The organism is uncultured Roseibium sp., assembly GCF_963675095.2.
Classification (GTDB): Bacteria; Pseudomonadota; Alphaproteobacteria; order Rhizobiales; family Stappiaceae; genus Roseibium.
In genome coordinates this window covers 1-18,000 of the sequence record NZ_CAXXSJ010000064.1, presented here as the reverse complement: position 1 = coordinate 18,000, position 18,000 = coordinate 1, and the positions used below count along the sequence as shown (strand labels likewise).

The window sequence follows — 18,000 nt, the reverse complement described above, 5'->3', positions numbered from 1 at the left end:
AGTACATCACCAAGCCCTGGCATCCGGAAAACCTGATCCTGACCCTGCAGAACGCCTGCCGCCTCTACGCGCTTCAGCGCGAAAACGAGCTGCTGGCGATCGAACTTAAAATGTCGCCGTCCGGCGCGCGCAAGGTCGTCTCTGAACGCCGTGAGACCCTGCGCAAGGATTACGATTTCGACGACGGCATCATCCGCGGCAAGGCGAGCCCGATGAACGATGTCTGCGCGACCTTGCGCCAGGTCGCGCCTTACGATGTGCCGGTGCTGCTGTGCGGTTCCTCCGGTACGGGCAAGGAACTGGCGGCACGCGCCCTGCATTACGGCTCGCTGCGCTGGAACAAGCCCTTCGTGGTGGAAAACTGCGGCGCGTTGCCCGACCAGTTGCTGGAAAGCGAACTCTTCGGCCACAAGCGCGGCGCCTTTACCGGCGCGGTCGAAGATCACGTCGGCCTGTTCGAACGGGCAAGCGGCGGCAGCGTCTTTCTCGACGAGATCGGCGAAGTCTCGCCGGCCTTCCAGGTCAAGCTGCTGCGCGTTCTCCAGGAAGGCGAAATCAGGCCCGTCGGCAGCGCCAAAACGCGCAAGGTCGATATCCGGGTGATTGCCGCCACCAACAAGGACCTGGAAGACGAGGTCAAGGCCGGCCGGTTCCGCGCCGATCTCTATTACCGCCTCGCCGGTATGGTGATCCGCATGCCGGACCTGAAGGACCGGCGCGGTGACATTCCGGTGCTCGCCAGGGCGCTTCTGTCCCGCGCCATGGATCATCTCGGCAAGCAGGTGGAGGGTTTCTCCGACGAGGCACTTGAGTGCATGCAGGGATATCGCTGGCCCGGCAACGTGCGCGAGCTGCAGAACGAGATCCAGCAGATGCTCGTCATGGGCAAGCAGGACACCTTGCTCGGCGCCGATCTCCTGTCCCGCCACATCCTGCGCGCCGATCGCAGCCAGGATCAGGACGAGACCGACATGCTCGACGATCTGGAAGGCACCCTCAAGGACCGGGTGGCCCAGGTGGAAAGCCGCATCATCCGCGAGACGCTGATCCGCAACCGCTGGAACAAGTCCAAGGCGGCGCGCGAACTGGGCTTGTCACGGGTCGGCCTTCGCAGCAAGCTGGAACGTTACGAGCTGGAAAAGATCAAGCCGCTGCCGTCTGCACGCAGGGCAACCGGCTAGCTGGATAGGAACATGGTGACGCGTCCAACAGGAAGTCATGCTGCCCTCGACCTCGTCGTGCCGAAACTGAGCGGCGCGATCGATGGCACCGGAGACAACGTCTGGATCGAGGTGATCCAGAAGATGGACGAGGTCTATACCGATCTCGTCGATTCCCAGACGGCCCTGGAAGAACAGAACGCCCGCCTGGAGGAAGCCCAGGACTTCATCGGCTCCGTTCTCGGCGCCATGACCGACGTGCTGGTCGCCTGCGATACGGAAGGCCGGATCCAGCAGGTCAATCCGGCTCTCGAGGCCATCGTCGGCAAGAAGGAGCGGACGCTGATCGGCCGGCCGATCGCCGAGCTGTTTCAGGAAAAATCGAAAGACGCGGTCACCGGTTTTCTGCAGGCCCTGCGCACCGGAGGAAAGGTGTCCCAGCGCGACGTCTCGCTGGCGGCGACCGACAGCCAGAACGCCCTGATCTCGACCATCTGCACCGCCCGGCACGATCATCGCGGCCGCCTCGTCGGAATGGTGCTGGTCGGCCGGCCCGTCGGCGAATTGAAACGCGCCTATCGCGATCTCGACGCCGCTCAGGAAAAACTCACCCGCACCCAGCAGCAGTTGTTCGTCTCGGAGAAAATGGCCGCCCTCGGCCGGCTCGTCGCCGGCGTCGCCCATGAACTCAACAATCCGATCAGTTTCGTCTTCGGCAACATGTATGCGCTGAAGCGCTACGGCGCTGCGATTACCCGCTACCTGACCGCCTGCGACGAGGAAAAGACCCGGGACGAAATGAAGGCCCTGCGCAAGGATCTGAAGATCGACCAGGTCCTGCGTGACATCGGCCCGCTGGTCGACGGCACCCTGGAGGGCGCGGAACGGGTGCGCGACATCGTCCAGGAACTGCGCCGCTTTTCCTCCAACCAGCAGGAACAGCCGGAAGAGTTCAACGTGGTCCGGCTGATCCGCACCGCCGCCGATTGGGTGATCAAGGCGCAGCGGGTAAAGACGGAACTGCGGCTGGAACTGCCGGACCGTCTCGACATGACCGGTCGCAAGGGACAGATGCACCAGATCCTGGTCAACCTGGTGCAGAACGCTGCCGATGTGCTCGATGGCCGGCCCGACGGGGAAATCGTCATTTCCGGCGAGCGCCAGGGCGACGACATCGTCATCCGGGTCGCCGACAACGGAACCGGCATCGCCGATGCCCACCGCGACAAAATTTTCGAACCGTTCTTCACCACCAAGCCGATCGGCTCCGGTACCGGTCTCGGGCTCTATGTCAGCTACAACATGGCGGCCAAACAGGGCGGCCAACTGTCCGTCGAGAACCGGCCGGAGGGCGGTGCAGAATTCATCCTGAGGGTCCCTGCGGATGTCAGAAATGAAGTCTGACGGTAAAAAGCCAGTCCGCCTGTTCTGGCTCCAGTCCGGCGGCTGCGGCGGCTGTTCGCTGTCCCTGCTTGGCGCGGAAGCGCCCGATCTGGTGACGGTGCTGGAGGCCGCCAATATCGAGGTGCTGTGGCATCCTTCGCTCAGCGTGTCGAGTGGCTCGCAGGTCGTCGACCTGATGGAACGGATCTCCGACGGCTCCGAGCCGCTCGATATCCTGTGCCTCGAAGGATCCGTCATGCGCGGTCCGAACGGCACCGGGAAATTCCACATCATGGCGGGAACCGACCGTCCGGTGATGGACTGGGTCGAGGCGCTGGCGAAGAAAGCCCGCTATGTCATTGCCGTGGGAAGCTGCGCGGCCTACGGCGGCATCACGGCTGCGGGCACCAACGAGGTCGATGCCTGCGGCCTTGCCTATGACGGACGCAAGCCCGGCGGACTGCTTGGGCCGGATTTCCGCTCCACCGCCGGTTTGCCGGTGATTAATGTCGCCGGCTGTCCGATCCACCCCGGCTGGCTGACGGAAACCCTGCACCAGATCGCCGCCGGCCGCTTTACGACGCGCGACATCGACGAGTGGGAGCGGCCCCTGTCCTACACCATGCATCTGGTCCACCACGGCTGCGCCCGCAACGAGTTCTACGAGTTCAAGGCAAGCGCGGAGCGCCTGTGCGACCTGGGCTGCATGATGGAGAACCTCGGCTGCAAGGGCACCCAGGCCCGGGCTGACTGCAACATGCGCGCCTGGAACGGCGCCGGGTCGTGTCTCGACGGCAATTACCCCTGCATCAACTGCACCGCGCCCGGCTTCGAGGAACCGGGCCATGGCTTCACCGAGACGCCGAAGATTTCCGGCATCCCGGTCGGCCTGCCGACGGACATGCCCAAGGCCTGGTTCGTGGCCCTTGCCTCCCTGTCCAAGGCGGCGACCCCGAAGCGGCTGAAGGAAAACGCCGTCGCCGATCATTTCCGCCAGCCCCCCGTCGATAAACAAAAGAAAAGCTGATGTCTCGTCTGATTGTTGGACCGTTCAACCGCGTGGAAGGCGACCTGGAAGTCAGGCTCGACATTCAGGACGGCGCGGTCCGTCAGGCGCAGGTGGTCTCGCCGCTTTACCGGGGCTTCGAACGGATCCTGGTCGGCAAGGCCCCGTTCGACGCCCTGGTCTATGCGCCGCGCATCTGCGGCATCTGTTCCGTGTCCCAATCCGTCGCCGCGGCCAAAGCCCTGTCGGATGCCATGGGTCTCGGCATGCCGGCGAATGGTGAGCGGGCGGTCAACCTGATCCACGCGACGGAAAACGTCGCCGACCACCTGACCCATTTCTACCTGTTCTTCATGCCGGACTTCGCTCGCGAAGTGTACGCTTCCGAAAGCTGGTACGACGACGCCCGCGACCGCTTCACCGCCATCAAGGGCACGGCGGCGCAGGACATGCTGCCAGCCCGCGCGCAATTCATGCATGTTCTCGGCCTGCTCGCCGGCAAGTGGCCGCACACGCTCACCGTCCAACCCGGCGGCTCGACCCGCTCGGTGGCGGCAGGAGAAGTTGCGCGCCTTGCCGCAATCCTCGCCGCCTTCCGGCGGTTCCTGGAACGCCATCTTTACGGTGACAGGCTTGAACGGATCGCCGGGCTGACATCAACGGACGAGCTTGCCGCCTGGGCGAGCGAGAAATCAGCCACCAGCAGCGACTTCCGCCGCTTCCTGCATTATGCGCAGGCTCTGGATCTGGCAGCCCTCGGGCCTTCCACCGGCCGCTACATGAGCTTTGGCTCCTATGGAACGGAAAGCGCACCCCTGTTCGATCGCGGCCTTTTCGTCAACGGCGCTCCGGGCAAGCTCGACCCGCAGCAGATCACCGAAGACCTGAGCCACGCCTGGTATGCCGACCCGAACGGACCGCAGGCACCCTTCGAAGGCGCAACCCAGCCGGATGCGGAGAGAACCGAGGCCTACAGCTGGTGCAAGGCGCCCCGGCTCGGCGGAGACGTGGTCGAAGTCGGCGCGCTGGCACGCCAGCTCGTTCATGGTCATCCGCTGATCCGCGATCTTGTCGCCGCCTCCGGCGGCAATGTCTACACCCGCGTCGTGGCTCGGGTTCTGGAGATCGCCATGGTCGTGATCGCCATGGAGCAATGGGCCAACGATCTGGTACCTGGAGAACCCTTCATCGCCCACGGTCAGCTGCCGGAGACGGGCGAAGGCATTGGCCTGACGGAAGCCGCGCGTGGATCGCTCGGCCACTGGCTGCGGATCGAGAAGGGCCGGATCGCCAATTACCAGATCATCGCGCCGACCACCTGGAACTTCTCGCCCCGGGACGAAAACGGCGTCCCCGGTGCGCTGGAACAGGCGCTCGCCGGCGCGCCTGTGCGTCCCGGCGAAACCGAGCCGGTCGCCGTCCAGCACATCGTCCGCTCCTTCGATCCCTGCCTCGTCTGCACGGTGCATTGAGGCCGTCATGAGATCCGAGACGGCAGAACGGACCGGCCGGCGCATCAGGATAAAGGGACTTGTGCAGGGCGTCGGCTTCCGCCCCCATGTCTGGCGTCTTGCCAAGGACCACGGGATTGCCGGCTCCGTCCGCAACGACGGTGAAGGAGTCGAAATCGACGCCTGGGCGGAGGCGGACCGGCTCGACCGGTTTCTCGCTGCCATCAGGGCCGAAGCCCCGCCGCTCGCCCGCATCGACAGCATCACCTTCACGGACCTGTTGGAGCCCTTGCCCGGCACAACCTTTGAGATCGTCAAAAGCGTTAGCAGCACCATCTCGACCGGGATCGTCCCCGACGCGGCCACCTGCCCGGCCTGCCTCGCCGATATCCGCGACCCCGACAACCGGCGCTTCGGCTACGCCTTCACCAACTGCACCCATTGCGGCCCGCGGCTTTCGATCGTGCGCGCCATTCCCTATGACCGGGCCAACACCTCCATGGACGCGTTCCCCATGTGCGAGGCCTGTGGGTCAGAATATGAAGACCCGGCCGACCGGCGCTTCCACGCCCAGCCGAACGCCTGTCCGGTCTGCGGCCCCAGGCTGTGGCTGGAGGATAAGACCGGCATCGTCGAGTGCGCCGATCCCTTGCTGGAAACCGCCCGCCGGATCGGCCGGGGTCAGATCGCAGCGATCAAGGGCATTGGCGGCTTTCATCTGGCCTGCGACGCGCTTGATGAGACAGCCGTAGCCGAACTACGCCGGCGCAAGCGGCGCCCGGTCAAGCCGCTGGCCTTGATGGCAGCAGACCTGTCGGAGATCCGGAAGTATTGCCGGGTCTCGGAAGCAGAAGAAGCCCAGCTCTTAAGCGCCGCCGCCCCGATCGTGCTGCTCGAAGTTCACGGGGACCCGCTCGCCACCTCTCTCGCACCCTCTTTGGCTCCGGGGCAGGACCGGCTCGGCTTCATGCTTCCCTACACGCCCTTGCATCACGACCTGCTTACCGCCGTCGACGGACCACTGGTCTTCACATCGGGCAATCTTTCCGACGAACCCCAGGCGATCGACAATGACGATGCCCGGACCCGGCTTGGCGACATTGCCGATCTCTGGCTGATGCATAACCGGGAGATCGTGAACCGGCTCGACGATTCCGTCGTGCGGATCGATGGGCCCGGTCCGCAGATTCTGCGCCGCGCCCGCGGCTTTGCCCCGGCACCGCTGGTGCTTCCCGACGCATTCCGAGATGCACCGCCGGTGCTCGCCATGGGCGGCGAGTTGAAATCCACCTTCTGTTTGTTGAAGGACGGTCAGGCGATCCTGTCCCAGCACCTCGGCGATCTGGAAGAGGCCGCCACCCATGCGGAATACCGCCGGACCCTTGCGCTCTACCGGCAGATGTTCCGCCATGATCCGGAGATCATCGCCGTCGATTGCCATCCGGATTACCTGTCGGCCCAGTGGGGCGAGGCGCTAGGCCGCGAAACCGGCGCCCGTATCGTCCCCGTCCAGCACCATCACGCACATCTGGCCGCCTGCCTTGCCGACAACGGCGTCGCGCCGGGCGAGGATCTTTCCCTCGGCCTCATTCTGGACGGCCTCGGCCTTGGCAGCGACGGCACCATCTGGGGCGGAGAAATCCTGCTCGGCGGCTATCGGGGTTTCGAGCGTAAGGGCCATTTCCTTCCCGTAGCCCTGCCCGGAGGCGCCAAGGCGATCCGGGAGCCGTGGCGGAACCTGGTCGCCCATCTGAGCGCCGCCTTCGGACCGGACTATCTGACCTTAGTGCCCGTCGGCCAATTGGCCGACGCATTGCGGGCAAAGCAACTGCCGGTCATCGACAAGATGATCACCTCCAGCCTCAACGCGCCGCTGTCCTCCTCCGCCGGCCGCCTGTTCGACGCCGTCGCTGCCGCCCTCGGCATCTGCTTCGACCGGCAGGGTTTCGAGGGACACGCCGGCACGGTCCTGGAATGCCTCGCCCGGCCGCACTTCAGCAGTGAAGCACCCTATCCGATTGCGATCGAGCCCGGAGAACAAACATCGATATCGTGGGAACCGTTGTGGCGCGCCTTCCTTGCCGACCTGGCGTCAGGCACGGACACCGGCCGCATCGCCGCGCGGTTTCATCTCGCCCTGATCCACGGCCTGACGGAGGCCGTGGCGACAATCGGCGCCTCCTGCGGTGTCCGGCGCGTCGTCCTCTCCGGCGGCGTCCTGCAGAACCAGATCCTGCACGAAGGACTGACGGACCAACTTCAGCGCAAGGGGCTCGACGTCCTGTCCCACCGCCACGTCCCCGCAAACGACGGCGGCCTGGCTTTGGGCCAGGCCGTCATCGGGGCATTAAGCGAGAGGTAAAACGGAATCTCTGCCCAAGTCCCCTCTCCCCATATTCTAGTTTCTGGGGGAGAGGGTTAGGGTGAGGGGATACAAAGTCTGAGGGATACGGAGAGTTTGAAACCCCTCACCCGGAGCTTCGCTCCGACCTCTCCCAATGGGACAGGTAAATGGCGGTCAACTGCCGACCGCCACTACCGAACCGTCAATTCCGCGGCAGCAAAAACCCGTCGAACAGGGCGGCGAGGTCCTGATATCCGTCGAGCGGCAGGACATGGGCGATGTACTGGTCCGGACGGACGACGACGATGCAGCCCTTGTCCCGGTCGATGCCGCGCATGTCGAAAATGTCGTTGCCGCTCTTCACATCGGCGCAGAACATTTTCTCGCGGTCGGTCAGCTGGTACCTGCCTTTTTTCGGCAGGAGCATCGACGGCATGGCTTCCAGTTCCAGATCACGGAAGTACTGCTGGAACACGGCACGGACGTCGATCGCGCTGTCGAGGTCGGCGCCTTTGGCGGTGTATTTGACCACCGGTGAGTCCGGGGACTTTTCCAGGAAGTCGCACAGGGCGCGGATCTTCGAGGACGACCCCGTCGGGTCTTCCCTGTTGCCGAAGGCAAAGATGCGCCAGCGGCCGTCGGCCTCCACCGTATGACCCAGATGCATCGGCTTGGCATCGCCGAGCCGGATCACCGGCGCGGAATGGAAGCGCGAACCGATCGTGAAGCCTTTCGCCAGATCCTGGTACGTGGATTCGCCGGTCAGCACCGACGGCGTGTAGACGGTCGCAACGCCCGCCGTATAGCGGCCGATCTGCTGGAAGTGCTTGCGGACTTCGGCCGGCTCGAGCCCGTCCGGATTTTCGGCGGACTTGACCGGCGTGCTCAGCACCCTTGCCCAGGCGCTGTCGAAGTCGATCAGGTCCTGTGCGATCGCCTTGCGTTCGGCGGAATAGGTGTGCAGCAGTTCAGGCGCCGAGCGGCCCTGAAGCACATAGGCGAGTTTCCATCCGAGATTGAAGGTGTCCTGCATGGAGACGTTCATGCCCTGGCCCATCTTCGGGCTGTGGGTGTGGCAGGCGTCGCCGGCGATGAACACATGCGGCAGGCGGGTGGCCACGTCTTCGGCCGGCACGTCATCGAACTTGTCGCAGATGCGGTGACCGATTTCATAGACCGACCACCAGGCGGCTTCCTTCACGTCGAGCTTGTAAGGGCTCATGATCCGGTTGGCGGCATCGACGAGGTAGTCGAGAGTGATGTTCTTGGATGCCACGCGCTCGTCTTCGGCGAGCTTGTCGAGCTCCACATAGACGCGGAACAGATATCCGCCCTCGCGCGGAATGATCAGGATGCTGCCCTCATCGGCCGACTGGATCACCGACTTCATACGGATATCCGGGTAATCGGTCTCGGCGAGAATATCCATCACGCCCCAGGCCTGGTGCGCCGCTTCTCCCTTGAGCGAACGGCCCATCGCGGTTCGCACGGCGCTGCGCGCGCCGTCACAGCCGACCACGTATTTGGCCTTTACCGTTTCGATCTCGCCCTTGTGGGCGTCATCCACACGCTCCAGGGTCACGGTGACCGGATAGGCATCGTTGGAGCCGCCGTTGGCGACCTTCACATCCGTCACCTTGCGCGAGTAGTTCGGCACCAGGCGGTTCGGCGAATTGAGCATCACGTCCAGGTAGTTGTCGTGGACGCGTGCCTGGTTCAGCACCACATGCGGGAATTCCGACAAGCCGTCCTCGACATCCTGAATGCGATCGCTGCGGGAGATCTTCGTGCTGTCGGCTTCGTCCGGCGTCCAGAAGGTGACCTCGGAAATCCAGCAGGCTTCCTTGGCGACCTTTTCGGCAAAATTGAAGGCCTGGAACATTTCCATCGTCCGGCACGCGATGCCGTCCGCCTGGCCGTGGGTGAGCGGACCCGCTTTCGGCTCGACGATCCGGGTCTTGATGTCCGGAAACTTGGAGAGCTGGGCTGCCAGCGCCAAACCGGCCGGACCACAGCCGGCGATCAGTACATCGACTTCGTCGGGAAGCGGGTCCGAATTCGCCAGGTATGCGGCATCCTCGGTCTGCGGGGAGACTTCCGGATCGCCGGTGGTGAAACCGTTGAGATGAAATTGCATTGGGCGTTTCCTCCAAATTTTCCGGCGCAACAGCGTCCGTCCGGCGCCGGGCTTGACTTTGTTCCAGCCTTGCTCAAACAAAACCTTTCCTGCGGACTATATAGTCCGTATACTGATGATCAGTATGCTTACTATTTATGGCTTGTCAATTCGTCAAGCCGATTTTTGGAGACGGCTGTGCAACAAATCGAGGAAATGCCGGGGCACCTGATCCGCCGGTTGCAGCAGATCTCAGTCGCGATCTTTCATGCGGAAGTCGGCGCGGCCGGCTTCGATCTGACGTCTGTCCAATATGCGGCCCTGTCCAAGGTCAACACCCATCCGGGCATCGACCAGGCGACCCTTGCCGGCCTGATCGCCTACGACCGCACAACCATCACCGGCGTGGTCGACCGTCTGGTGCAGAAGGGCTTTCTCTCCCGCCAGGTCAGCGAGACGGACCGCCGCGCCCGTGTCCTGGAAATCACAAGGGAAGGCCGCGCCGCTCTGGAAAAGATCCAGCCGGCCGTTCTGGAAACCCAGAAGATCATGCTGAGCGGCCTGAGCGAACCCGAACAAGCCGAGTTCATGCGCCTCCTGGAGAAGGCGACGTCCGCCCTGAACGACCTCAGTCGCGCCCCGCTCAAGGCGGCGAAAGCCGGGACCGAAAACGACCGGTAGAAAGTCCGGCAACATCTCCAGCCGAACCTGTGATAGACAATCGGAATGAACGGCGATTGGCAGATTGAACTGAGGGCCCTGCGGTATTTCGTCTGCGTCGCGGAGGAAAAGAGCTTCACCCGCGCGGCCACCCGCCTGCGCATCGCCCAGCCTGCCCTGAGCCGTCAGATCAAGCGGCTGGAAGACGATCTCAAGGTCCAGCTGTTCGAGCGCCATGCCCGCGGTACGGAACTGACGGAAGCCGGTGAGATCCTGCTCCGGCGCGCCTATCTGATCTTCAACCAGATCCAGCAGACCCACCACGACGTGACCATCCAGTCGAGCCACCTGGGCGGCGTCGTTTCGGTCGGCATGCCGCCGACCCCGGGCGAATTCATCGCGCCGCGCCTGCTGGAACGAAGCAAGGAACGCTACCCGGATATCGAGCTCCGCTTCGTGGAGGGCTTCAGCGGCGACTTGGAGCGGAAGCTTGCCAACAACGAGATCGGCGTCGCGGTCATGCACGATCCCGCCCCGAGAGACGATATCCATATCAGCGAACTGCTGGTGGAACATCTCTGTCTCGTGGGAAAGACCGGCACGCTGACGAAGCCGAGTTATTCCCTGGCCGAAGCGGGCAGCTATCCGCTGGTCATGCCGAGCCGGCCCAACTTTCTCCGGATCCTGATCGACGGCCATGCGGAGCAGCTCAACATCCCGCTGAACATCGTCACCCGGTCGGACGGCATCGGTCACACCAAGTCGCTGGTGAAATACGGCCACGGCTTCACCATCCTGACCTACGGCGCGATCATTTCCGAGGTGCAACAGGGTGTTCTGGAAGCCGTGCCGATCCAGGATCCGGAAATTCTCTGGACCCTGTGCGTCGCCATGCGCACCGACCAGAGCCGCAAGAGAACCCTGGCCGTCATCGAGGAACTGATCCGCGACGTGGTGCAGGAACTGGTCGCCGACGGCATCTGGAGATGACCTATGCCGAAAAGGCATGGAGTTTATTCTTTTATTATATTTGAATTATGGTTCCGAGTTTCCTTTTAATCGAAACCGTCACAGGGGCCTGCGCCACAGGGCGCGCCCGGATGAGCCAAAATCAGGCGTTGATCGACAACGCCGTGGGAGGAAACATGACTGGACTTTCCCGCCGCGGGGTCTTCGGATCCGCAGCCCTCGCCGTGAGCCTTTTTGCAGCGAGCATCGTATCGCAGGCACACGCAGACACCTACAAGTGGATCACGTTCAAACCCCAGGGCGCCGGTGACGCCCAGTCGATCTCGACCCAGTGGTTTGTCGACGAGTTCAAGAAGCGCACCGACGGCAAGCACGAGATCGAGGTCTTCTGGGGCGGCAGCGTCGCCAAGACCCGTGAAATCCCGGAATCGCTTGCCGCCGGCGTGGGCGACTTCGGCGACATCGTCACTCCGTATTTCCCCGACAAGTTCCCGCTGAACAATGCCGTCGGCTTCTTCATTCCCCAGCCCAAATCGACCATCGAAATTTCCGCGATGATGGAAGAATGGCACAAGAAATACCCGCAGTTCGGCCAGGAACTGGAGAGCCAGAACCTGAAGGCCATCGGCTACCGTCCGCTGGAAAGCTACGGCCTGCTGTGCACCTCGGCGGTGCGCTCAGCCGCCGACCTGAAAGGCAAGCGGATCCGGACTTATGGCTTTGCCTATCCGGCCCTGGTGGAAGCGCTCGGCGCAACGCCGGTCTCCATCGCGACCTCGGAAGCCTATGAAGCTCTGGAGCGCAACATCCTCGACTGCACCCCGATCGGCCCGGCTCTCGCCCATGGCTGGAAATATGATGAAGTGGCCAAATACTACATCGAGATCCCGCTCGGAGCCTCCTTCGGTCACCTGATCGCGATGAACCTCGACAGCTATAACGGCATGGACGAGGAAACCCGTGCCGTGGTCGATCAGCTCGGCAAGGATTATTCCAAGGCCTATGCCGACGAACTGGACAAGACCATCGCCATGGTCCGCGCCGGATGGCCTGAGAAAGGCGTCGAGGTCATCCAGTTCCCCAAGGAGGAACTCACCGCGGTGATCAGCGATGAACGTATCCAGAATGTCCGCAAGGAATGGATCGACCGCGCGAAGGCCGCCGGCGTTCCGGCCGACGAGATCGTCTCCGAACTGAGCTTCTGAGATCCGGACAAGACCACTATCCAACCTCCGGGGACAGGCTGACTGCCCCCGGGTCTTCCCCGCACGCGGCATAGTGCCGGCGGGTGCGGAGTTCTGACGGAGAGATCAACGATGCCGTTGTTCGAACGGATCTGGCGTGGCTACGGCAGGTTTCTTTACGCATGCGGGTTTGTTGCCGGCTACACCACCTTTGCAATGATGCTTCTGGTGATCGCCAACGCCATATCCCGCTTCCTGTTCAATGCGCCGGTCGCAGGCGCTTTCGAGGTCACCGAGTCCATGCTGACCGTGCTGATCTTCCTGTCCCTCGCCCTGACGCAATATGAAGGCGGGCATATCCAGGTGGTCCTGCTCACCCAGCGGCTGCCCCACGGTCTGCAGAAGCTGGCCCGCCTGTTCGCGCTGGCGCTGGGTGCTGTTTTCTTTGCCTGGTGTTCCCAGGCCGCCTGGGGCTACGCCCTGAAGTCCTTCGCAATCAACGAACAACAATGGGGCGCGATCCGCTATCCGCTCTATCCCGTAAAATTCATGGTGTTCTTCGGCCTGATCCTGCTCGCGATCCAGTACGTCCTGGGATTTGTCCGCGAGCTGATCGGCGGGGAGCACATCGAGGAGCTTGCCTCACAATGACCGGTCTCGAAATCGGCTTTATCGGTGTCTGCGCGCTCTTTGCCGCCATCCTTCTCGGCGTGAACGTCATGGTCGCGCTCGGCGCGGTCGGCGCGGCCGGCCTTGCTTCCATCGTCGGGGTGAAAGGCGCGACCGCGATGTTGTCGACGGTGTTCTTCGACACCACCCACAGCTTTCATTTCAGCGTCATCCCCCTGTTCCTGCTGATGGGCTTCTTCGCCATGCGCGCCGGCCTCGGCGAAGACATGTTCGAGGCGGCAAGCAAGTGGCTCGGAAACCTGAAGGGCGGGCTTGCCATCTCCACCACCATCGGTGCCGCCGCCTTCGGCGCGGCGTCCGGATCGAGCGTCGGCACGGCGACGGTCTTCACCAAACTGGCCCTTCCGGAAATGCTGTCGCGCGGTTACGACAAGCGCCTCGCTTCCGCGTCCATCGCAATCGCAGGCACGCTTGCCGTCATGATCCCGCCGAGTGCACTGGTCGTCGTCTACGGCATCCTGACGGATTCCAGCATCGGCGGACTTCTGATCGCCGGTGTCATCCCCGGCCTCGTCTTCGCCGTGATCCTCTGCTTTGCCACCTATGTCACGGTGCTGCGCAATCCGGCCCTGGCCCCGCCGATCAAGACCGATGCGACCCTGCCCGAAAAGCTCTATTCGCTGCGTCTCGCGGGACCGCTCGTCCTGGTCATCGTCTGCATCATCGCCGGGCTCTACCTCGGCATTTTCACCCCGACGGAAGCAGGCGGCATCGGCGCAGGTCTGACGCTGATCCTTGCCGTCATCCGCCAGCGGGGCCTGAAAGGCGTGCGGCTGACCAAGACCCTCATGGACACCATCCGCACCTCGGCCATGATCTTCGCGATCATCATCTGTGCACTGGTCTTTTCGAAATTCCTGGCCCTCAGCGGCGTCGCCAATGCCCTCGGCGGCTTTCTGACGACCCTCGATGTCAACCGCTGGGTCGTCGTCGCGATCATTGTCGGGATCTATCTGGTCCTCGGCATGATGATGGATGCCCCTGCCCTTCTGGCGATCACCCTGCCGATCACCCATCCGGTGATGATGAAGCTCGGGTTCGACCCGATCTGGTTCGGTGTCTTCGTGGTGTTGTTGGTCGAGATCGGTGCGGTGACGCCACCCGTCGGCATCAACTGTTTCGTCGTCCAGGCAGCTTCGGACGGCCGGGTCCGTCTCGAGGACGTTTTCAAGGGCCTCGTTCCCTTCGTACTCGCGGGCTTCGTCATGCTGGTGCTGCTCTGCGTCTTCCCGCAGATCGCCCTGTTCCTGCCGCAGACGATGAAGTGAGGAGGCCGACATGAACCTGAACGCTTCCCGAACCAGCGGCACCGAACACGATCTGGCCCCCAGGACTCTACGCTCGACGCTGACCTCGCCCTTCGGCCGCAAGGTTCGTATCGCGATGGAAGTGCTCGGCCTCTCGGACCTGATCGCACTTGAGCCGGCGGATACACGCAGCGAGACGGACAGCCTTCGGCTGCAGAACCCGCTCGGCAAGATGCCCTGTCTTCTCCTTGAAGACGGGACGGCGATCTATGACAGCCGCGTCATCATCGAGTTTCTCGATCAGTGGTCCGGCCGGAACAGGCTCATCCCCGCGCAAGCAGAAGAACGGGCAAGGACGCTCACCAGGGCGACCCTGGCAGACGGCATCGCCGATGCCGCCCTGCTGATGGTCTATGAAAGCCGGTTCCGCGACCCGGAACAGGTTTCCGACATCTGGCTCGCCCACCAGCGCGGAAAGGTGGAACGGGGATTGACCGCAATAAGTGCGGATCTACCGGACCCGACCCACACCGACATCGTCTCCATCAGCCTGGCCTGCGCGCTCGGCTATCTCGACTGGCGCAAGCCTGTGGAATGGCGCAGCCGGTATCCCGAACTGGTCACGTGGCTCAACCGCTTTGCTTCCAGCGAACCTGCCTTCAACCATACGCGCCGGCCGGACGAGGTGACCTCATGACCCGGCTTCCGCCATTGGACCCGGACGCGTTCCACACCGCGCCAGAAGGAAGTCTACGACGCAATCGCGTCCGGCCCGCGCGGCGGTGTCCGCGGTCCGCTGGCCGTCTGGCTCAATCGGCCGGAACTGGCCGACCGTGCCCAGGCGCTCGGACGCTATTGCCGTTATGACACCAGCCTGCCGCCGCGCCTGTCGGAACTGGCAATCCTGGCGACGGCCAGGGTATGGATGTCGGAATATGAATGGGCTGCGCACAAGCCGATCGCCCTGAAGGCCGGGATCGCTCCGGACATCGTGGAAGCCATCCGCACCGGAGGCGAGCCGGTGTTTGAGCAGGCGGACCAGGCCAGCGTCTACGCGTTTTCGGTGATGCTGCACACGCAGCGCAAGGTGACAAACGAGGTTTACAAGCGGGCGATCGACGTCCTCGGCAAGGACGCCGTCGTCGATCTGACCGGTCTCCTCGGCTACTACACCCTGATCTCCATGACCATCAACGTGTTCGAGGTTCCACCGCCCGACGGGCAGGCGCCGGATCTTGAATAGCCGCGTCCGCCAGGAAACCCGTCCCCATACAAAATGAGGCCAGTCATGAACACGGCTCCCATCACCTATCACACCGCCCCGCACAAACCGTCCTTCGCCATGCCCGCCGGCGCCTGTGACACCCATTGTCATGTCTTCGGCCCGGGAGCGCGGTTTCCCTATGCGCCTGAAAGCAAGTTGCAGCCGGGCGATGCGCCGAAGGAAAAGCTGTTCGCGCTGCATGACATGATCGGCATCGAACGATGCGTCGTGGTCCAGTCCGGCGTGCACGGCTTCGACCAATTCGGCGGCTGCGGATGCGATTAGCCGCGCGTCACGGCAGATACCTCGGGGTGGCCCTGCTGCCGGCCGATGTCTCCGACGACGAGATTGCCCGCCATCACGCTCTCGGCTTCCGCGGCATCCGTTTCAACTACATGGCCCACCTGAAGGGTGGTGCCTCCAACGACGAGCTCCTGAGGCTCGCCGACCGGCTTGCCCGGTTCGACTGGCATCTTCAGATACACATGGACAGCGAGTTGATCGCCGAAAAGGCGCCGGTGCTCGCCAAGGCAAGGCGTGCCGGTCGTCATCGACCACATGGGCCGCATCGATGCCTCGCTAGGGCTGGATCAGCCCCCGTTCGAGACGCTCCTGTGGCTGATGAGAAGCAAGCATATCCTGGTCAAGGTGTCCGGCTCGGAACGGGCCTCGCGCCAGGACGCCCCTTACGCGGATGCGGTTCCCTTTGCCCGCAAGCTGGTCGAGAGTTTCCCCGGATCGCGTGCTCTGGGGCACCGACTGGCCCCATCCGAATTTCCGCAGCCTGCCGCCGGACGACGGCGATCTGGTCGATCTGATCCCCGAAATCGCTCCGACAAAAGAGCTCCAGCAGGCCCTGCTGGTCGACAACCCGATGCGTTTCTACCGTTTCGAGATTTGAGGAAAGAACCATGACCGGACGGCTTCAGGACAGGGTCGCGATCGTCACCGGTGCGGGCTGCGTCGGCCCGGGATGGGGCAATGGCCGGGCGGTCTCCGTCCGCTTTGCCGAGGAAGGCGCGAAGATCTTCGCGGTCGACCTCAATCCGGATGCGCTGAAGGAAACCATCGAGCGGACGGAAGCCGCCGGCGGCGAGATCACCGGCCATATCTGCGATATAACCGATGGCTGGGCCGTGACCGAAATGGTCAAGGCCTGCGTCGAACGCTTCGGTCGCGTCGATATTCTGGTCAACAATGTCGGTGGTTCTGCCAAGGGCGGACCGGTGGAAATGCCCGAGGAGGTCTGGGACCGGCAGGTTGATTTCAACCTGAAAAGCGTATTCCTCACCTGCAAAAAACGTGCTGCCGGTCATGGAAGGTCAGGGCGAGGGTGCCATCGTCAACACCTCGTCGACATCGGGCCTGCGCTGGACCGGCGCCGCCCAGTCGGCCTATGCGGCCACCAAGGCCGGCGTGATCCAGTTTTCCAAGGTGGGTCGCGGTCGAATATGCGGCGCGCGGCATCCGGGTGAACACGGTCGTACCCGGTCAGTTGCACACGCCCATGGTCGAGGCCCGCCTGGCCGGCCAGCGCGCCGGCGGCGATGTCCGATGCCCTCTTGAAAAGCCGCCTTGCCCGGATCCCGCTCGGCTTCATGGGCGACGGCCGGGACACGGCCAATGCCGCACTGTTCCTCGCCTCCGACGAGGCCCGCTTCATTACCGGCACGGAGATCGTCGTCGACGGTGGCATGACGGCCCGATGTGATTGAGTTGTCTCTTAGCGGCGGGGCTTGTGCCCGACCGGAATGAGGTCGCCCGGAACGAAACGGCGCAGCAGGCCCCAGATCCCCTTCGGCTCGACCAGGATCACCCCGATGGAGATCACGCCCAGAATGATCAGGTGCCAGACGCCCAAGTCATTCAGGAACTCCCGGATCAGGAAGAACACGATGGTGCCGATGATCGGCCCCTCGAAGCTGCCGACACCGCCGATGACGACGATGAAGATGATATAGACCGTCCAGTCGAGAATGCTGAACGAGGCCGGCGGCGCCACCCGGAGCTTCTGCATGGTGATGATGGCCCCGGCCATACCGAGGAACGGTGCGACCCACAAGAAGCAAAGCACCCGGGCGCGGCGCAGATTGACGCCGATGGCCCCTGCCCCTTCCTCGTCGTCACGCATGGCCGTCAGGCCGACGCCGATCCGCGAGCGCAGCAGATACCAGGTCGACAGGAACGCGGCGGCCAGCAGCGCGAAGGCCAACCAATAGACATTGGCGTAGCGGTCTGGGGTCGAGGCGCCGAAGGATTTCACGAAGGAAACCGGCATGCTCTTGCCCGATCCGCCGCCGAAGGCCGACAGCTTGCCGGCGGCGAGCATCAGCGTCTCGGCGACCACCCAGCTGCCGACCGCCAGATAACCGGCGCGCAGGCGGAAGATCAGCCCCATGACGGGGATCGCGAAGATCAGCGACACCACACCGGCCAGCAGCACCGACAGATACGGGTCGACCCCAAGCAGAACCAGAAAACCGAAGAAGGCATAGGCGCCGATGCCGACGAAGGCGTGCTGGCCCA

16 protein-coding genes and 4 pseudogenes are annotated in these 18,000 nt (G+C 63.5%); 18 read left to right on the top strand and 2 right to left on the bottom strand.

Annotated elements, in window-relative coordinates:
- The 5 genes from ABIN98_RS25775 to hypF form a co-directional block, all read left to right on the top strand.
- On the top strand, nt 1–1,181 hold a 1,181-nt coding region (locus tag ABIN98_RS25775), incomplete at its 5' end, for a sigma-54 dependent transcriptional regulator (protein ID WP_346914568.1).
- A gap of 12 nt (nt 1,182–1,193) precedes the next feature.
- On the top strand, nt 1,194–2,564 hold the full coding sequence (locus ABIN98_RS25770; protein WP_346914566.1) for an ATP-binding protein: 1,371 nt from the start codon (nt 1,194–1,196) through the stop codon (nt 2,562–2,564).
- Nucleotides 2,554–3,570, top strand: coding sequence for a HupU protein (locus ABIN98_RS25765; RefSeq protein WP_394701618.1), 1,017 nt, complete (start codon nt 2,554–2,556; stop codon nt 3,568–3,570). The genes ABIN98_RS25770 and ABIN98_RS25765 overlap by 11 nt, the downstream gene beginning before the upstream one ends.
- Nucleotides 3,570–5,021, top strand: a complete 1,452-nt coding sequence (locus ABIN98_RS25760; protein WP_346914562.1) for a nickel-dependent hydrogenase large subunit — start codon at nt 3,570–3,572, stop codon at nt 5,019–5,021. Before ABIN98_RS25765 ends, ABIN98_RS25760 begins: the two co-directional genes overlap by 1 nt.
- Nucleotides 5,022–5,028: 7 nt before the next feature.
- The gene (hypF, locus tag ABIN98_RS25755) at nt 5,029–7,362 is read left to right on the top strand and encodes a carbamoyltransferase HypF (protein ID WP_346914560.1); all 2,334 of its coding nucleotides are present in this window, start codon (nt 5,029–5,031) and stop codon (nt 7,360–7,362) included.
- Between the two features lie 184 nt (nt 7,363–7,546).
- Here hypF and ABIN98_RS25750 read toward each other — a convergent pair whose 3' ends face one another.
- Nucleotides 7,547–9,481 (bottom strand): FAD-binding monooxygenase, encoded by a 1,935-nt coding sequence (locus tag ABIN98_RS25750; protein ID WP_346914558.1) that lies wholly within the window; start codon nt 9,479–9,481, stop codon nt 7,547–7,549.
- A 195-nt stretch (nt 9,482–9,676) separates the two neighbouring features.
- Here ABIN98_RS25750 and ABIN98_RS25745 point away from each other — a divergent pair, with 195 nt between their 5' ends.
- From ABIN98_RS25745 to ABIN98_RS25685, 13 genes and pseudogenes are all read left to right on the top strand, one after another.
- Entirely contained in the window at nt 9,677–10,141 is a 465-nt protein-coding gene (locus ABIN98_RS25745; protein WP_394701619.1) for a MarR family winged helix-turn-helix transcriptional regulator, read from the top strand.
- A 45-nt stretch (nt 10,142–10,186) separates the two neighbouring features.
- A complete protein-coding gene (locus ABIN98_RS25740) occupies nt 10,187–11,110 on the top strand; it encodes a LysR family transcriptional regulator (RefSeq protein WP_346914554.1) in 924 nt (307 codons plus the stop codon).
- Nucleotides 11,111–11,265: 155 nt separating this feature from the next.
- Nucleotides 11,266–12,294 (top strand): C4-dicarboxylate TRAP transporter substrate-binding protein, encoded by a 1,029-nt coding sequence (locus tag ABIN98_RS25735; RefSeq protein ID WP_346914552.1) that lies wholly within the window; start codon nt 11,266–11,268, stop codon nt 12,292–12,294.
- Nucleotides 12,295–12,405: 111 nt separating this feature from the next.
- A complete protein-coding gene (locus ABIN98_RS25730) occupies nt 12,406–12,924 on the top strand; it encodes a TRAP transporter small permease (RefSeq protein WP_346914550.1) in 519 nt (172 codons plus the stop codon).
- Nucleotides 12,921–14,231, top strand: a complete 1,311-nt coding sequence (locus ABIN98_RS25725) for a TRAP transporter large permease (protein ID WP_346914548.1) — start codon at nt 12,921–12,923, stop codon at nt 14,229–14,231. The genes ABIN98_RS25730 and ABIN98_RS25725 overlap by 4 nt, the downstream gene beginning before the upstream one ends.
- A 10-nt stretch (nt 14,232–14,241) precedes the next feature.
- A complete protein-coding gene (locus ABIN98_RS25720) occupies nt 14,242–14,907 on the top strand; it encodes a glutathione S-transferase family protein (RefSeq protein ID WP_346914546.1) in 666 nt (221 codons plus the stop codon).
- A gap of 63 nt (nt 14,908–14,970) precedes the next feature.
- The gene (locus ABIN98_RS25715) at nt 14,971–15,453 is read left to right on the top strand and encodes a carboxymuconolactone decarboxylase family protein (RefSeq protein WP_346914570.1); all 483 of its coding nucleotides are present in this window, start codon (nt 14,971–14,973) and stop codon (nt 15,451–15,453) included.
- A 45-nt stretch (nt 15,454–15,498) separates the two neighbouring features.
- A complete protein-coding gene (locus ABIN98_RS25710; RefSeq protein WP_346914544.1) occupies nt 15,499–15,759 on the top strand; it encodes a hypothetical protein in 261 nt (86 codons plus the stop codon).
- Nucleotides 15,696–15,947, top strand: a pseudogene (locus tag ABIN98_RS25705) (hypothetical protein); the annotation flags it as partial. The gene ABIN98_RS25710 and the pseudogene ABIN98_RS25705, both read left to right, overlap by 64 nt.
- 85 nt (nt 15,948–16,032) lie before the next feature.
- Nucleotides 16,033–16,375, top strand: a pseudogene (locus ABIN98_RS25700) (amidohydrolase family protein).
- Between the two features lie 10 nt (nt 16,376–16,385).
- Nucleotides 16,386–16,766: pseudogene (locus ABIN98_RS25695) on the top strand (SDR family NAD(P)-dependent oxidoreductase); the annotation flags it as partial.
- 22 nt (nt 16,767–16,788) lie between these two features.
- Nucleotides 16,789–17,040: an SDR family NAD(P)-dependent oxidoreductase gene (locus ABIN98_RS25690; RefSeq protein ID WP_346914540.1), complete on the top strand. Its 252-nt coding sequence runs from the start codon at nt 16,789–16,791 to the stop codon at nt 17,038–17,040.
- Nucleotides 17,019–17,189: pseudogene (locus tag ABIN98_RS25685) on the top strand (SDR family oxidoreductase); the annotation flags it as partial. The gene ABIN98_RS25690 and the pseudogene ABIN98_RS25685, both read left to right, overlap by 22 nt.
- 8 nt (nt 17,190–17,197) lie before the next feature.
- Here the strand turns inward: ABIN98_RS25685 and ABIN98_RS25680 are convergent.
- On the bottom strand, nt 17,198–18,000 hold an 803-nt coding region (locus ABIN98_RS25680; RefSeq protein WP_346914538.1), incomplete at its 5' end, for a branched-chain amino acid ABC transporter permease.

What these genes read in the sequence shown, in the direction of transcription:
- ABIN98_RS25770 (WP_346914566.1), top strand. Translation starts at nt 1,194, where the DNA reads ATGGTGACGCGTCCAACAGGAAGTCATGCTGCCCTCGACCTCGTCGTG.
- ABIN98_RS25765 (WP_394701618.1), top strand. Translation starts at nt 2,554, where the DNA reads ATGAAGTCTGACGGTAAAAAGCCAGTCCGCCTGTTCTGGCTCCAGTCC.
- ABIN98_RS25760 (WP_346914562.1), top strand. Translation starts at nt 3,570, where the DNA reads ATGTCTCGTCTGATTGTTGGACCGTTCAACCGCGTGGAAGGCGACCTG.
- hypF (WP_346914560.1), top strand. Translation starts at nt 5,029, where the DNA reads ATGAGATCCGAGACGGCAGAACGGACCGGCCGGCGCATCAGGATAAAG.
- ABIN98_RS25750 (WP_346914558.1), bottom strand. Translation starts at nt 9,481, where the DNA reads ATGCAATTTCATCTCAACGGTTTCACCACCGGCGATCCGGAAGTCTCC.
- ABIN98_RS25745 (WP_394701619.1), top strand. Translation starts at nt 9,677, where the DNA reads ATGCCGGGGCACCTGATCCGCCGGTTGCAGCAGATCTCAGTCGCGATC.
- ABIN98_RS25740 (WP_346914554.1), top strand. Translation starts at nt 10,187, where the DNA reads ATGAACGGCGATTGGCAGATTGAACTGAGGGCCCTGCGGTATTTCGTC.
- ABIN98_RS25735 (WP_346914552.1), top strand. Translation starts at nt 11,266, where the DNA reads ATGACTGGACTTTCCCGCCGCGGGGTCTTCGGATCCGCAGCCCTCGCC.
- ABIN98_RS25730 (WP_346914550.1), top strand. Translation starts at nt 12,406, where the DNA reads ATGCCGTTGTTCGAACGGATCTGGCGTGGCTACGGCAGGTTTCTTTAC.
- ABIN98_RS25725 (WP_346914548.1), top strand. Translation starts at nt 12,921, where the DNA reads ATGACCGGTCTCGAAATCGGCTTTATCGGTGTCTGCGCGCTCTTTGCC.
- ABIN98_RS25720 (WP_346914546.1), top strand. Translation starts at nt 14,242, where the DNA reads ATGAACCTGAACGCTTCCCGAACCAGCGGCACCGAACACGATCTGGCC.
- ABIN98_RS25710 (WP_346914544.1), top strand. Translation starts at nt 15,499, where the DNA reads ATGAACACGGCTCCCATCACCTATCACACCGCCCCGCACAAACCGTCC.
- ABIN98_RS25690 (WP_346914540.1), top strand. Translation starts at nt 16,789, where the DNA reads ATGGAAGGTCAGGGCGAGGGTGCCATCGTCAACACCTCGTCGACATCG.